Raw genomic sequence first — 13,180 nt, forward strand, 5'->3', positions numbered from 1 at the left:
TCGGCATTAATAACGAACGCGAGTATCAATCAGATAAAATCAATGCGTTCAGAAACCTATTAACGCCAACCCATTCCCTTACGATTTGCCTCTTTGTTCTCAATCTTAAGCTGTTCGGATTTAGTGAGCATCACATACAAGGCGCCCGTGCCGCCCTGCTCGGTTTTCGTCGAATGATAGGCCAGCACCATATCAAGTTGAGACAACCAATGGCAGACGGCAGATTTCAACAGGCCTGCCACGGGTTTACTGTTATGACCCTTACCATGGATAAGCATGACGCAGCGTTCCCCATGGGCCTGCGCCGCTAACAGATAATTGAGCAACGCATCACGGGCCTGACTTAAACGGTAGGCATGTACATCTAATTCCATCTTAATGCTGTACTGCCCTAGCCTTAAGCGCTTAAACACTGCCCCTTGCACCCCTTCGCGCTTAAAACTGGCAATATCATCGGGCGCTATTATCGGGATCAAACTCAAATCCAAGGGCATACAGGCTAAATAAGCCTCGCGTTGCAACGCATCACGGCGCTGAAGTTGCTCCTCCGTTAGTGCCTTAGGCTGCAAATTCACCGCTTTCACATCACCCTTAAGTGGCACAACCCCCGCCATTTCTTCAAAAAACAGTGCTGATTCATCATCTAGCATGGCAAGCTCCTCCACTCTTAACACTCAGTGTGCACTTTTAGAACAGAAACACACTTTGTAAACATTCAACCCTTTAGTTCAGCGGGCACCTCCATTATAGTGGCGCCATGAATGCTTGATTAGAATAATGTAATGAGATTTTTGCTGCTAGCCCTGATCTGCCTATTGTCGCTTCCAAGTTTTGCAACTCCTGCAAAAGCCAAAACAACCATGACAACCGATCAGCTGATCAATGCTAATTATCCGCTGTTCACTAAAGCATTTACTGAGCTTGCCCCCGAAGTCACCGCAGAGATTTATGCGAAAGATGCAAGCTATCTCTCTGAAAGCCAAAGTAAAGAAATCTATTATGGCCGCGACAGTATCGTTGCTATTTACCAACGTTTTTTCGACAAAATCCGCAATAAAAAGGCCCGTATCGATATCGATTTCCGGGTGCTCAACCGTAAGCTTTCGGGCAACAGCGCGTTCGACACTGGCTATTATTTAGTGCGTTTTTACCCCGCAGAAGAAACCGGCGAACCAGTGAGTGAATTTGCTGGCAAATTTGTGATTGGCACCCAAAAAGACTCTCAGCAGCGCTGGAATGTCACACTGGATATGAATAACCGTGCCGAACCCAGTTTCTATTTGAATGCCAAACCTGTACCCAATCTTTACTATGGCCGCCAGTTCCCACCGTTACCGGATAGCCAAAAGAAAAAGCAGTAATCTATTATATTTTAAAGCATTACCATTATGACACACGACAAAAACTGCCCTTGCGGCAGCCAAAAAATCTATCAAGATTGCTGTCAAATACTGCATCTAGGGCTCGATTCAGGAGCACAACTGGCGACAAGTCCTGAGCAATTAATGCGCTCTCGCTACTGCGCTTTTGTGTTGAAAAATTTTGATTACATTATCAAAACACACCATGCAGCTTACCTTGATGGCTTAACCCTTGAGCAGCTCCAACAAGGCCCTCATCCGCAATGGTTAGGGCTCGATGTATTATCCGCCAATGACACTACCCAGCCCGATGGCAGCAAGCTCGGTACTGTAACTTTCAAAGCCTGGTATAAAATGAGTGGCGAGATTGATGCCATTTACGAGCGCTCTGAGTTTATCTTCGAGCAAGGTCGTTGGTTTTACACTAAAGGCCATCAAATGCATGCCAAATTACCGGGGCGTAATGATCCTTGCGTCTGCCACAGCGGTAAAAAGTTTAAGCAGTGCTGCATGAAGGGTTAACCAAGTCCACAGATAAAACAAAAGGCAATCTATTGATTGCCTTTTGTTTTTATATCACCTGTACGACTAATCTAACTGGTTAATGCGTAACAAGATTAGGTTCTTTTGCCGCCAATAAGAATTGCGCAAATTCGGGCTCTCGCAACGCAGGACTGTATAAATACCCCTGCGCCTGATGGCAAAAACTCTTGGCTAAAAACGCTTCCTGCTCGGCGGTTTCAACCCCTTCGGCGGTCAAGGAAATATTAAGCGCGCTCGCCATCGCAATAATGGCCGAGACGATTTCTTGGCTTTCGCGGCTAATGGCGAGATCGGAGATAAAGGAGCGGTCGATTTTTAACTTACTGATCGGGAATTGTTTAAGATAGCGCATCGAGCTGTAACCCGTACCAAAGTCATCTATGGCCAGCCCCACACCCAGCTCTGCCAATTCCTGACATAAGAGCGTGGCATGGCGAATGTCGCCCATCAATTCCGTCTCGGTGATCTCAAGGATCAGGGTTTTAGGCTTTAAACGATAGCGCGTCAGCAGTTGCCAGACTTGCTCATACAGGTTTCCGCTAAAAAACTGCCGCGCCGACACGTTAACATGCATGCTTAAATCGGCATTATGGTGCTGCCATATATTCAATTGTCGGCACGCGGCCTCCAGCACCCAACTGCCAATGGCATTTATCATCCCAGATTGCTCGGCAATATCGATAAAGGCGCCGGGATACAGCACACCTTTTTTCGGGTGATGCCAACGGATCAGGGCTTCGGCACCGATATAGGTTTTCTGCTCCAGATCCCGTAAGGGCTGATAATAAAGTTCGAATTGACGACCGCGAATCGCGCTATGTAAATCACGCTCGATTTGCGCATCTTCCTTAAAGGCACTGAGCAAGGTGCTGTTAAACACTTGAATAGCTGTACCCTTTTTCTTCTTTGCGTATTGCACCGCAATATCGGCGCAGGTCAGCGGCGCAAACAGATTGGCCACCGAGGCGATATCGACAACCGCCAGTGCGGGTTTAGGTTCGATTTGCTCACGACCGATTAAAATCGGCATGGCTAAATGCTGATATAGGCGGGTACTGAAATAATCCAGATCGTAAACCGCGTTATCATCGGTGAGCAACACGGCAAACTCGTCGCTACCGACGCGGGCAATTTCGGTTGCCTTATTAATTTCCGAAAAATGTTTTAAGCGCCGGCCAATTTCAATCAGCAAGCTGTCGCCATTTTCGTGGCCATAGGTATCGTTGAAACGTTTAAAGGCGACTAAATCGACCAACAGCAACAATCCATTAGTGGTGCGCTCCAATACGCGATTGAAGTGACTACGATTATTCAGCCCAGTGAGGCTACAACGCCAAGCTAAACGCTCAAGCTCCGCCTTATAGTTGTGCTCATCTGTGCTTTCTTCGCCGGAGACTAAGGCGTAATGATTGCCGCGATCGGTGATAAATTGGCTGACCACATACTTGAGCCAGTAGCGACTGCCATCGGCTCGATTAAATTGCACTTCGCCTTTAGCCTGCTCGCCTCTGAAAATTTTAGCCAAGGTCTGCTCGGCTAATTCACTGTGCTGCTTAAAGAAACTTAACTCGCGTAAATTGGTGCCTATGCTTTTTTCACGCGCTAAGCCAGTGATCTCCTCGTGGGCTTGGTTCACGTATTCCACTTTTTCGGTGTGCAGGTTAATCAGCATGCTCATCTGGCGAGACTGCTCGGTGGCACAGCGAAACAGGCTTAAGCGCTCTTCTTTATCGTAGGTATGTTTGGTGGCCAGCGTGAGGGCCAGTTGATCGGCCATTTGGCAGGCAAGGTGAATTTCGCTGTCGTGCCAATGGTGAGTCAGTTGCGCTCGCTCGAGGCAAAGCACCCCTTCGAGATGGCCATTAATGCGAATGCCAATCTCGAGGCTAGATAAAATTTGCCGAGGGATAAAATAGTTATCGACTAACTCTGTCAAACGCGGATCGATAAGCGTATTACTCGCATCGATATGGCGATGATTTTTGAGTTCATCTAAATAGCGTGGCAGCGTCTGCAACTGCGAAGGACGATGAGTGTCTTGTAGGGGCATAGCGCCAAATTGCGCCACTAGGGATTGGCTCGATTGGTCGGCGGAAAAAATCCAAACCGACACCAGAGAAACGGCTAAATTTTGGCAAAGTAGCTCAGTGGCTAACTCTGCGGTCTTAGTAAAATCACCCTGCTGTTTAGCCGTGGAATGCACTAAAGACTCTAATAAATGCTGATGCTGACGTCGCTTCACTCTGATTCCTACAAAACTTCGTGTTGGGTAAAACGGTACTGCTGCGACTAACACACTAAAGAAGCGTGTTAATAGAGCCTATTTATCTTTATTTTTGTTGATGCAGATTACACTATCTACATTTAAAACAGCAACATCGGCCACACTTTATTACAAATTAACGCTAACGGACTTCACGGTCGCTTGCATCATAGGCCATTCTCTAATTGGAAAATCATTTTCTCGACACTCACATCGAAGACCAGCTTGAGGGTAACACCCGCTTCATCATGCACAATATTCCCTTGGGTTTGGCTAAAACGCGCTTGAGCCCGCTCCAACATCTTAGTCGCTTCGACCTCAGCCTCTGCACCCGCGAAGGATAACTCCAGCACTGTATCCTGCTCGTCAATCACAGCGCCAATATCCACAAAACTGCCGCAATCGGTGCAAGTGTCGTTTACGGTAGCCGCTTGTCCTGCAATGATACCTTTCATCTGTTTTTCCTCTCTAATCGCTGTAAGGGTGATGCATCAACTTAAACCAGCATCATTAACGCCTTATTATAGGTAACAGTGGCGGCAGAGACTCAGCTTTAGCTCACGCTTATTATTGTGCATCGACACAGTTGACGGCTATTTGGCCAACAAGTTCCTTTAATCCCAACCTGTGCTTTTAAAGACAGCATCTTGCTTAACCGCCCGATAGCGACTAGAAAGCAAGACGACATACTCGTTAGGCGCTGGCCAATAACGGCACTAAGTTACGTTGAATCGCCAGTTGATCGGCAAAATGCATGACGTCCATTTTCGGGGATGGCAACTGGCCACGTTGGCGCAGACGTGTGGTGAGATCGCAATTGCTTAAGGCTTCGGCCATCGCGATAGGCTCACCACCGCGGATCACTAATGCCTCTGGGCGCAATGCCTGTTGCAGTTGAAACGCCCTCGCCCCTTGCTCAGCAAAAACAGCACTGTTGTCGGTAACCTTGTTATCCGTCGATAAATCCGCCACAAGCGCTTGCTTTGGGGGTAACTCAAACTGACGTTGTAATTTTTCTGCATTATCGAGCTCTTTTTGCCATTGAAACTGCGCCATGTCCCTCGCGTCTGCAGACAATAGCGACAGCAACAGGGCGAACTCTCCTCGCCTGTTGTGTTCGATTGCCGCATTTAAGCGGGAGCCAATTTGGGCTTCGTTGATTAAAGGAACATCGATCTGCATAAAAAAACATCATTAAAACAACTCGTTGTTAGTTAATCGACCAGTTGAACCAGAACTTTAGGAAAATTTTCATATTTAGACTTTACATGCCAAACGTTTCTGACTACTATGGCGGCCGCAATTGAGGAGGGGTTCCCGAGTGGCCAAAGAGATCAGACTGTAAATCTGACGGCTCCGCCTTCGAAGGTTCGAATCCTTCTCCCTCCACCATTTGCACTAACAATTAGCGATGCTATAAAAGATACTCGTGGAGGGGTTCCCGAGTGGCCAAAGGGATCAGACTGTAAATCTGACGGCTCCGCCTTCGAAGGTTCGAATCCTTCTCCCTCCACCACTTTTATCTTATTTGGTTCGTCAATCGTTAGTTCACTGTACACTTGCTTTACCCTTAAATCCGGCCAAGATTTAAGATAACTTTAAAATCAGACTCGATGAGTCGGACTTAAAAGTTGAAGAAAATATGTGGAGGGGTTCCCGAGTGGCCAAAGGGATCAGACTGTAAATCTGACGGCTCCGCCTTCGAAGGTTCGAATCCTTCTCCCTCCACCACTTCTTTCTCATATCACTCTTTACACCGCTTTATTCCCCAAGTTTTCTTTCTAGCACTCCAGCTTATCCAAAGTTATTTTTTATCGCTTACTTAAAACGATTGTCTTTAATCGATAGATTTTGCTGGTAAAGAATCCACCTTCTGAAGAAGGTGGCTTTGTTTTAACCCCCTAAAAGGGGGCCTTTATTCAAGAGCAAGTTGACCCTGCTCTTGCCGCTCTACTTTCTCTTGATGCCTAACGAATCGACGAAGTATCCTCTCTGCCAAAAATGATTTCCCCAAAGTTTATTCTTGCGTAGGTAAGGAAATTTACTGAATATTTTCAACGCTATCTTACCTTTTAACGCCCCCATTAAATTCGATATAGATATCTTCGGAGGTACCTTCACCACTAAATGGACATGGTCAACTTGAACATTTAGCTCCATGACTATGCATCCCATTTGATGGCAATAAACCTGAATGCATCGATAAACCTCTTTTCCGACATTACCTTTCAATATCCGAAAGCGGTACTTTGGTGTCCAGACTATATGATATTGACATCGCCAGAACACATGCGATGCTTGCTCGTATCTACTCATGTTATTTGCCTCTTTTGACTTCGCTAAAAATCAAATATGCATTTAACATGGGTAGGTATACAGGCAAAGCCTCAAATGATGATAACCACCTACTGAAGTAGGTGGTTTTGGGCTAAAAATAAAAAACGCCCCATTCGGAGCGTTAAAGAAAAGTGCATAGCGCTAAGTGGCGATTAATCGATATTCAAGTACTTATGGGTCTGAATCGATAAACGCCAGTTGCGGGCAATACACACCTTCATGGCTAATTCCGTCGCCCTTGGTTTTTGGCTGATCGGTTGCAGACAAATCGTTTTCGCTGACACATCAATCCCTTTGAGTAACTCATCGAGTTCGTCGATATGATTTTCGGTCGCTATCGGGTGCTTAATCTCGTTGGCGCGGATCAAGGCCTGCGCTAACACCTTATAGCCACCTTTCATATTGATCTTGGGCGAGACAGTCACCCAAGTATCAGCATCGCACTTCACCTCAAAGGTGCCACTGGTCTCGATTTGAGTGGTAAAACCGGCAGCATGAAGCGTGTGAGTTAGTTCATTCAGATCGTACATACAAGGCTCACCACCTGTGATCACCACATGGCGCGCCGTGTATCCCTTAGCGTTGAACGCATCGATAAGACTCTGCGCCGTATGGTTTGCCCAGCGCCCCACGGAGCCATCGACGGTAATCACTTGTTCGGATGACACCTTATTTTCCTCAAGCAGATCCCAAGTCTGTTTAGTATCACACCAAGCACATCCCACAGGGCAACCCTGTAAACGTACAAAAATGGCGGGCACTCCGGTAAAGACACCTTCACCTTGAATGGTTTCAAAGACTTCGTTGACTGGGTAATTCATGCTAGCGTTCCGTTTTTCTGGGGCGGCATTTATAGAGGATTTTAGCTGCAGCTGCAAGTTTTTACCGCCTCAGCCATTGTGATACCAAGTGCCGCATCCCCGTCGCCACGCGCCAGCAAAGAGTTTGCAAGCCCTAGCGCCTGAGTTACACTTACGCCCTATTTTATGTGTCAATTTAAGTGGATCCTATGTCAGCAGCATCAGTTTCAAAGGTGGTAGTGGTTTTCAGTGGCGGACAAGACTCAACGACTTGTCTTATTCAAGCCTTAACTCAGTTTGATGAAGTCCACGGGATCACCTTCGATTATGGTCAGCGTCACCGTGAAGAAATTGAAGTTGCTAAATCCCTCGCCAAGCGCTTAAAGATCACTAGCCATAAAGTGATGGATGTGAGCTTACTCAATGAGTTAGCTATTTCTGCCCTCACCCGCGATGCGATCCCTGTATCCCATGAATTAATGGAAAATGGCTTACCCAACACCTTTGTGCCCGGCCGTAATATCCTGTTTTTGACTTTGGCGGGGATCTACGCCTATCAATTAGGGGCCGAGGCGATTATTACCGGTGTCTGCGAAACCGATTTTTCCGGTTATCCCGACTGTCGCCACGACTTTGTGCGCGCGATGGAATCGGCACTGGTGCAAGGCATGGATAAGAAGCTTGAGATCATCACCCCATTAATGTGGCTCAACAAAGCCCAAACTTGGGCGCTGGCCGATAAATACCAGCAGCTCGATTTGGTTCGCCACCATACCCTAACCTGTTATAACGGCATTGTCGGCGATGGTTGTGGTGACTGCCCAGCCTGCCATCTTCGTAAACGAGGCTTAGAGGATTACCTGCAAAATAAAGCAGAGGTGATGACCTCGCTCGACAAGGCAACTGAAACGGATAAACCGCAGGCGTGAGACTGGTGACGTTAACAAAACTCGGCCCCTATTGGCTGGCGTTTATCGTCAGTCTGCTCTGCGCGCTCTTGTATGTTGCGGGACTTTTTACCCCGAGCATAGATAACTTGCTCGCCTATCGCCGCAGCGCCATCAGTGACGGCCAGTGGTGGCGTCTGATCACAGGCAATCTGCTGCATACCAATCATTGGCACCTGCTGATGAACCTAGCGGGATTATGGGTAGTGTTGTTTTTGCACCACTTTCATTACCGACTTAACGGAGTAACCGCGCTGTTTATCCTGCTTTGTCTGTTTGAAGGCATTGGCCTGTATCTGGGTTATCCGCAACTCTTAGGCTATGTCGGGCTGAGCGGCATGTTACACGGCCTATTCACCTTTGGTGCAGTGCAGGATATACGCCGCAAAATGCGCTCGGGTTATTTGTTGCTGATCGGGGTGATAGTCAAAGTCGGCCATGAACAGTTCTATGGCGCCAGTGATGATGTGACCGCAATGATTGGTGCACGCGTGGCCACCGAGGCGCATTTAGTCGGCCTGATCTGCGGCTTAGTCTGCGCGCTTATGGTGTTTGTGTACCAACGAAGCAGATTCGCCAAGGAAACGCAGCGCTAATACCTCAAAGTTTGATTAATCCATACAATAAAAAAGCCGCCTCAACTTGTTATGTTGGCGGCTTTTTTATTAAGTAGAGAAGCTTGGGATCAGTTTAATTAGCATCAAAGTCCTGAGTCTACCTCAGCTAAGACTTAGATTCTGTTAGGCTGTGATCAGCAACTCCCGTAACCGTTTCACCTCATCGCGCAAGGCCGCCGCCTGTTCAAACTCCAAATTACGCGCATGTTCATGCATTTGCTTCTCTAACTTGTCGATATCATGGCTAAGCTGCGCCGCATCGGCTTGATAACGTTTGGCTTTAGGTTCAGCCACTTTACCCAATGACGATGGGCTATAGCCCTTTTCAGTGTCTCTGCCATCGTCGATATCCATCACATCGGTAATGCGTTTGACCACGCCTTTTGGCACTATGCCATGCTCAAGGTTGTAGGCGTGTTGTTTCTCGCGGCGGCGCTCGGTTTCCCCCATCGCCTTGGCCATCGACTGGGTGATCCTATCCGCATAGAGGATAACCTTACCATTGACGTTACGCGCGGCGCGGCCAATGGTCTGAATAAGCGAACGTTCCGAACGTAAAAAGCCTTCCTTATCCGCATCGAGAATACAGACTAAGGAAACTTCTGGCATGTCTAAACCTTCACGCAGCAAGTTGATACCGACCAACACATCAAACTTACCGAGGCGCAGATCGCGAATGATCTCCACCCGCTCCACGGTATCGATATCCGAGTGCAAATAACGGACTTTAACGCCGTGTTCATCGAGGTATTCGGTTAAATCCTCCGACATGCGCTTGGTTAAGGTGGTGACAAGCACCCGCTCATTAACGGCGACGCGTTTGGCGACCTCGGAGAGTAAATCGTCCACTTGGATGCTGACCGGACGCACTTCTAACTCGGGATCGAGCAAACCCGTTGGCCGAACAACTTGCTCAACAATCTCGCCACCACTCTTATCCAGTTCGTAAGGGTTTGGTGTTGCCGACACATAAATGGTCTGCGGCATCAATTGCTCAAACTCTTCAAACTTCAGTGGCCGGTTATCCAGCGCCGAGGGTAAACGGAAGCCATATTCCACAAGCGTGGTTTTACGGGAGCGGTCACCCTTATACATGGCGCCAATTTGCGGCACAGTGACGTGGGACTCGTCGATAATCAACAAACCATCGGCGGGTAAATAATCGAGCAAAGTTGGCGGACCTTCACCCGGTGCACGACCCGACAGATAGCGGGAGTAGTTTTCAATACCGGAGCAATAGCCCAGCTCGACCATCATCTCAATATCGTATTGCACCCGCTCATGGATCCGCTGGGCTTCAATCAACTTATTGTTGTCGAGCAGATACTGCTTACGCTCGCGCAGCTCTTGTTTAATTGACTCGGTCGCTTCGAGAATTTTTTCCCGCGGCGTCACATAGTGGGTTTTCGGATAAACAGTGGTGCGCGCGATACGTTTAACAATTTGCCCCGTTAACGGGTCAAACTCGCTTAAGCGTTCAATTTCATCGTCAAAGAGTTCGACTCGAATCCCGTAGCGGTCAGAATCGGCGGGGAAAATATCGATAACTTCACCACGGGCGCGGAAAGTACCGCGCTGCAACTCGAGATCGTTGCGAGTATATTGCAACTCACTCAAGCGCTTAAGAATATCCCGCTGCCCCATGGTATCGCCCTGGCGTAGATGCAAAAGCATCTTCATGTAGGAATCGGGATCGCCCAGACCGTAAATTGCCGATACAGAGGCAATCAAGACGACATCCTTACGCTCTAACAGTGCTTTCGTGGCCGAGAGTCGCATTTGCTCGATATGGGCGTTAACCGACGCATCCTTTTCAATAAAGGTGTTCGATGCGGGCACGTAGGCTTCTGGCTGGTAATAATCGTAATAGGAGACAAAGTATTCCACCGCATTATTGGGGAAAAACTCTTTCATCTCACCATAAAGCTGCGCCGCCAGCGTCTTGTTTGGCGCCATAATAATGGTTGGGCGCCCCAGTTGGGCGATCACATTGGCGATAGTGAATGTCTTGCCCGAGCCTGTGACCCCCAATAGGGTTTGGCAAGCTAGGCCCGATTCTAAGCCATCGACCAACTTGGCAATGGCCGTGGGCTGATCCCCTGCGGGAGCAAATTGAGATTCAAGCTGAAAAACAGATTCTGACACGCGAACATATCCTTGTGGTTAGTCGCCCCATTCTAATCAACTCATCCTTTAAGCTCCAGCAGTTCTCCTTTAGAAGTCAAAGGGAGTATTAAGCCCTAAACTATCTGAATGACAGTTTGATGGACAGAAAATGAAACTTTTTGACCACGAGCTTTTAATGCTCAAATTGGCGATAAAACGCCCAAAAATACAGGGGAAATGCCAAATTAATACACAAGAGTTGACTTTCACTTGCTTACAAAATTGCAACCTCAAACAAGCCCAAAAAAGATAAGGCTTGCAATTCGTATCTATTTGATAAATATATTATTAAATTTTTATCGCCAAAATAGTGCAATTTAAGTCCATCGCACGTGCAGCAAGGCTTTGCCGCCTGTTTCAAGCCGCAACTCACAGGGTTATCCACAGAATTTGTTGATAAGTCGAAATTAGTGAGAAACCATGCGGGATTGAGGACTATTCCCCCCTTAGCTCACGCTCTCATCGGGTTTGGTAATTTTATTACATTTGATAAATGTTACTACTTGTTACAACCGATAACATTCACAAAATCTGATTGTTCTCCTGCTGTTACACCTCTATTGGTGCTTTACAGCATAAAATGACAGCGTTTTCCGCTTTATCCGCATGAGTCAGTAGAATTGGGGTTATCTGTTCGCAGAAAATAGTAGAAAGTGAATATTTATGATCGAGGGATAACTTGATTAGCGCTTAAATTAAGTCTTCTGCGAGCGCGGCCGCAAAAAGCGCTTCGTCCGTAGAGGCAACCACAAAGAGGATTTCGGCTAAATCTTGGATTTTTTGAAAATCAGGATCATCTAAATGCATGGACAACTCACGGTACTGACGCAGTACATCTAAGGTTAAGGGCTGCTCGAGTAACGCTTCTGCTTGTTCTAATCGACTCATTGCCATTGTTTTCACCTCTCGATAAGTGTTTTGCCACTCGGCTGAGATGGGCTTCCCGCTGTCGCTTTAGGGATAACCAGTGGAAGCTGCAGTGCTGCCTAATATACCTACCGCATAATGTGCACTTTATAAATAGTCAGCACCTCATTATTAGTACCTTATATTGTGAGCTCAGTAATTAAAGCATCAGGTTAAGACTTACCAAGCGAGTGGCAGCATGACTGCGTAATGGTTTTGACCACAAAAGCATCGATTCGTTGCCACTCAAATAAACTTTATCTATTTAAGCCTGAGGTTTTTGAAAGATCAAATGGGTCTCCCGCCAGAATAATGCTGAGAATTTAACCAACTAGGTCTATTTGCGCTTTTTGTCTCCCTGAAAAATCCCAAGTGTTTTTAAGATGAAGACACGCTATCTTACGAAAACATAAGTTATTTCTTCATCAAAATGCTGATTTTGGCACCACGATGCACATTAGATGAGCACTTAACAGCATAATTACACTTTTTTTAGTAACTCGAGTTGACTCATCCCACAGAGCGTTTTACTATGCGCTCCGTTCTCAACGAGTCATCGAGACGAGAGAAACGATTCCCCTGTAGTTCAGTCGGTAGAACGGCGGACTGTTAATCCGTATGTCACTGGTTCAAGTCCAGTCAGGGGAGCCAAATTTCAATCTCGATAAAAGTGAGGATGCAGTTAGGTAACTAACGATTCCCCTGTAGTTCAGTCGGTAGAACGGCGGACTGTTAATCCGTATGTCACTGGTTCAAGTCCAGTCAGGGGAGCCACTTAATTACCAAGCTGTTGCGTTAAACGATTCCCCTGTAGTTCAGTCGGTAGAACGGCGGACTGTTAATCCGTATGTCACTGGTTCAAGTCCAGTCAGGGGAGCCACTAACGCAAGACAACTTAAAGTCGATAGCAATATCGCATCATCTACTCCCCTGTAGTTCAGTCGGTAGAACGGCGGACTGTTAATCCGTATGTCACTGGTTCAAGTCCAGTCAGGGGAGCCATTTTAAAAGATGATATCTCAAGTCGATAGCAATATCGCACCCTCTACTCCCCTGTAGTTCAGTCGGTAGAACGGCGGACTGTTAATCCGTATGTCACTGGTTCAAGTCCAGTCAGGGGAGCCACTTTCTTATCGCAATACACACAATCCCCTCCTTTGTGACTCCGTTAAACTAATCGCTTTTCATTTCTGTTTTGCCTCAAATACAGTTACACTGTGATCTGCTTGTTAACCAAAAT

The 13,180-nt window shown here is 47.0% G+C and carries 11 protein-coding genes, 8 tRNA genes and 1 pseudogene; 12 read left to right on the forward strand and 8 right to left on the reverse strand.

Going from position 1 to position 13,180, the window contains the following annotated elements; genetic code table 11:
- Nucleotides 1–59: 59 nt before the first annotated feature.
- Nucleotides 60–650, reverse strand: a complete 591-nt coding sequence (gene smrA / locus N5E87_RS11180) for a DNA endonuclease SmrA (protein WP_011717110.1) — start codon at nt 648–650, stop codon at nt 60–62.
- Between the two features lie 132 nt (nt 651–782).
- Here smrA and N5E87_RS11185 point away from each other — a divergent pair, with 132 nt between their 5' ends.
- Both N5E87_RS11185 and N5E87_RS11190 read left to right on the forward strand, forming a co-directional pair.
- Nucleotides 783–1,361 carry a hypothetical protein gene (locus tag N5E87_RS11185; RefSeq protein ID WP_011717111.1) on the forward strand — a complete coding sequence of 193 codons (579 nt, stop codon included), beginning with the start codon at nt 783–785 and terminating at the stop codon, nt 1,359–1,361.
- Between the two features lie 27 nt (nt 1,362–1,388).
- On the forward strand, nt 1,389–1,883 hold the full coding sequence (locus tag N5E87_RS11190) for a YchJ family protein (RefSeq protein ID WP_086904830.1): 495 nt from the start codon (nt 1,389–1,391) through the stop codon (nt 1,881–1,883).
- Nucleotides 1,884–1,962: 79 nt separating this feature from the next.
- Here N5E87_RS11190 and N5E87_RS11195 read toward each other — a convergent pair whose 3' ends face one another.
- From N5E87_RS11195 to N5E87_RS11205, 3 genes are all read right to left on the reverse strand, one after another.
- On the reverse strand, nt 1,963–4,146 hold the full coding sequence (locus N5E87_RS11195) for an EAL domain-containing protein (RefSeq protein ID WP_089067742.1): 2,184 nt from the start codon (nt 4,144–4,146) through the stop codon (nt 1,963–1,965).
- Nucleotides 4,147–4,334: 188 nt separating this feature from the next.
- On the reverse strand, nt 4,335–4,622 hold the full coding sequence (locus tag N5E87_RS11200; RefSeq protein ID WP_086904920.1) for a DUF406 family protein: 288 nt from the start codon (nt 4,620–4,622) through the stop codon (nt 4,335–4,337).
- Nucleotides 4,623–4,860: 238 nt separating this feature from the next.
- Nucleotides 4,861–5,349, reverse strand: coding sequence for a VC2046/SO_2500 family protein (locus N5E87_RS11205; RefSeq protein ID WP_086904921.1), 489 nt, complete (start codon nt 5,347–5,349; stop codon nt 4,861–4,863).
- Between the two features lie 125 nt (nt 5,350–5,474).
- On the opposite strand from N5E87_RS11205, the gene N5E87_RS11210 reads away from it, so the two are divergent.
- The 3 genes from N5E87_RS11210 to N5E87_RS11220 all read left to right on the forward strand — a co-directional run bounded on the left by N5E87_RS11210 (nt 5,475) and on the right by N5E87_RS11220 (nt 5,898).
- Nucleotides 5,475–5,559 (forward strand) — tRNA-Tyr (locus N5E87_RS11210).
- A gap of 39 nt (nt 5,560–5,598) precedes the next feature.
- Nucleotides 5,599–5,683 (forward strand) — tRNA-Tyr (locus tag N5E87_RS11215).
- A 130-nt stretch (nt 5,684–5,813) separates the two neighbouring features.
- Nucleotides 5,814–5,898 (forward strand) — tRNA-Tyr (locus N5E87_RS11220).
- Between the two features lie 184 nt (nt 5,899–6,082).
- Here N5E87_RS11220 and tnpA read toward each other — a convergent pair.
- Both tnpA and queE read right to left on the reverse strand, forming a co-directional pair.
- Nucleotides 6,083–6,483, reverse strand: a pseudogene (tnpA, locus tag N5E87_RS11225) (IS200/IS605 family transposase).
- A gap of 173 nt (nt 6,484–6,656) precedes the next feature.
- Complete coding sequence (gene queE, locus N5E87_RS11230; protein ID WP_086904601.1) at nt 6,657–7,325, reverse strand: 7-carboxy-7-deazaguanine synthase QueE; 669 nt, start codon at nt 7,323–7,325, stop codon at nt 6,657–6,659.
- Nucleotides 7,326–7,513: 188 nt separating this feature from the next.
- Between queE and queC the strand changes: the two genes are divergently transcribed.
- Together queC and rrtA are read left to right on the forward strand one after the other, a co-directional pair.
- On the forward strand, nt 7,514–8,233 hold the full coding sequence (queC, locus tag N5E87_RS11235) for a 7-cyano-7-deazaguanine synthase QueC (RefSeq protein WP_086904602.1): 720 nt from the start codon (nt 7,514–7,516) through the stop codon (nt 8,231–8,233).
- A complete protein-coding gene (rrtA, locus tag N5E87_RS11240) occupies nt 8,230–8,847 on the forward strand; it encodes a rhombosortase (protein WP_086904603.1) in 618 nt (205 codons plus the stop codon). The genes queC and rrtA overlap by 4 nt, the downstream gene beginning before the upstream one ends.
- 144 nt (nt 8,848–8,991) lie before the next feature.
- Here rrtA and uvrB read toward each other — a convergent pair whose 3' ends face one another.
- Both uvrB and N5E87_RS11250 read right to left on the reverse strand, forming a co-directional pair.
- Nucleotides 8,992–11,013: an excinuclease ABC subunit UvrB gene (gene uvrB, locus N5E87_RS11245; protein ID WP_086904604.1), complete on the reverse strand. Its 2,022-nt coding sequence runs from the start codon at nt 11,011–11,013 to the stop codon at nt 8,992–8,994.
- Between the two features lie 711 nt (nt 11,014–11,724).
- The gene (locus N5E87_RS11250) at nt 11,725–11,928 is read right to left on the reverse strand and encodes a hypothetical protein (RefSeq protein ID WP_011622825.1); all 204 of its coding nucleotides are present in this window, start codon (nt 11,926–11,928) and stop codon (nt 11,725–11,727) included.
- Between the two features lie 587 nt (nt 11,929–12,515).
- Between N5E87_RS11250 and N5E87_RS11255 the strand changes: the two genes are divergently transcribed.
- The 5 genes from N5E87_RS11255 (at nt 12,516) to N5E87_RS11275 (ending at nt 13,065) form a co-directional block, all read left to right on the forward strand.
- Nucleotides 12,516–12,591 (forward strand) — tRNA-Asn (locus tag N5E87_RS11255).
- A gap of 47 nt (nt 12,592–12,638) precedes the next feature.
- Nucleotides 12,639–12,714, forward strand: a tRNA-Asn gene (locus tag N5E87_RS11260).
- Nucleotides 12,715–12,744: 30 nt separating this feature from the next.
- Nucleotides 12,745–12,820: transfer RNA gene (locus tag N5E87_RS11265), tRNA-Asn, on the forward strand.
- Nucleotides 12,821–12,866: 46 nt separating this feature from the next.
- Nucleotides 12,867–12,942, forward strand: a tRNA-Asn gene (locus N5E87_RS11270).
- A 47-nt stretch (nt 12,943–12,989) separates the two neighbouring features.
- Nucleotides 12,990–13,065: transfer RNA gene (locus N5E87_RS11275), tRNA-Asn, on the forward strand.
- Nucleotides 13,066–13,180 lie beyond the last annotated feature (115 nt).

Source organism: Shewanella sp. GD03713, from assembly GCF_029843705.1.
Classification (GTDB): Bacteria; Pseudomonadota; Gammaproteobacteria; order Enterobacterales; family Shewanellaceae; genus Shewanella.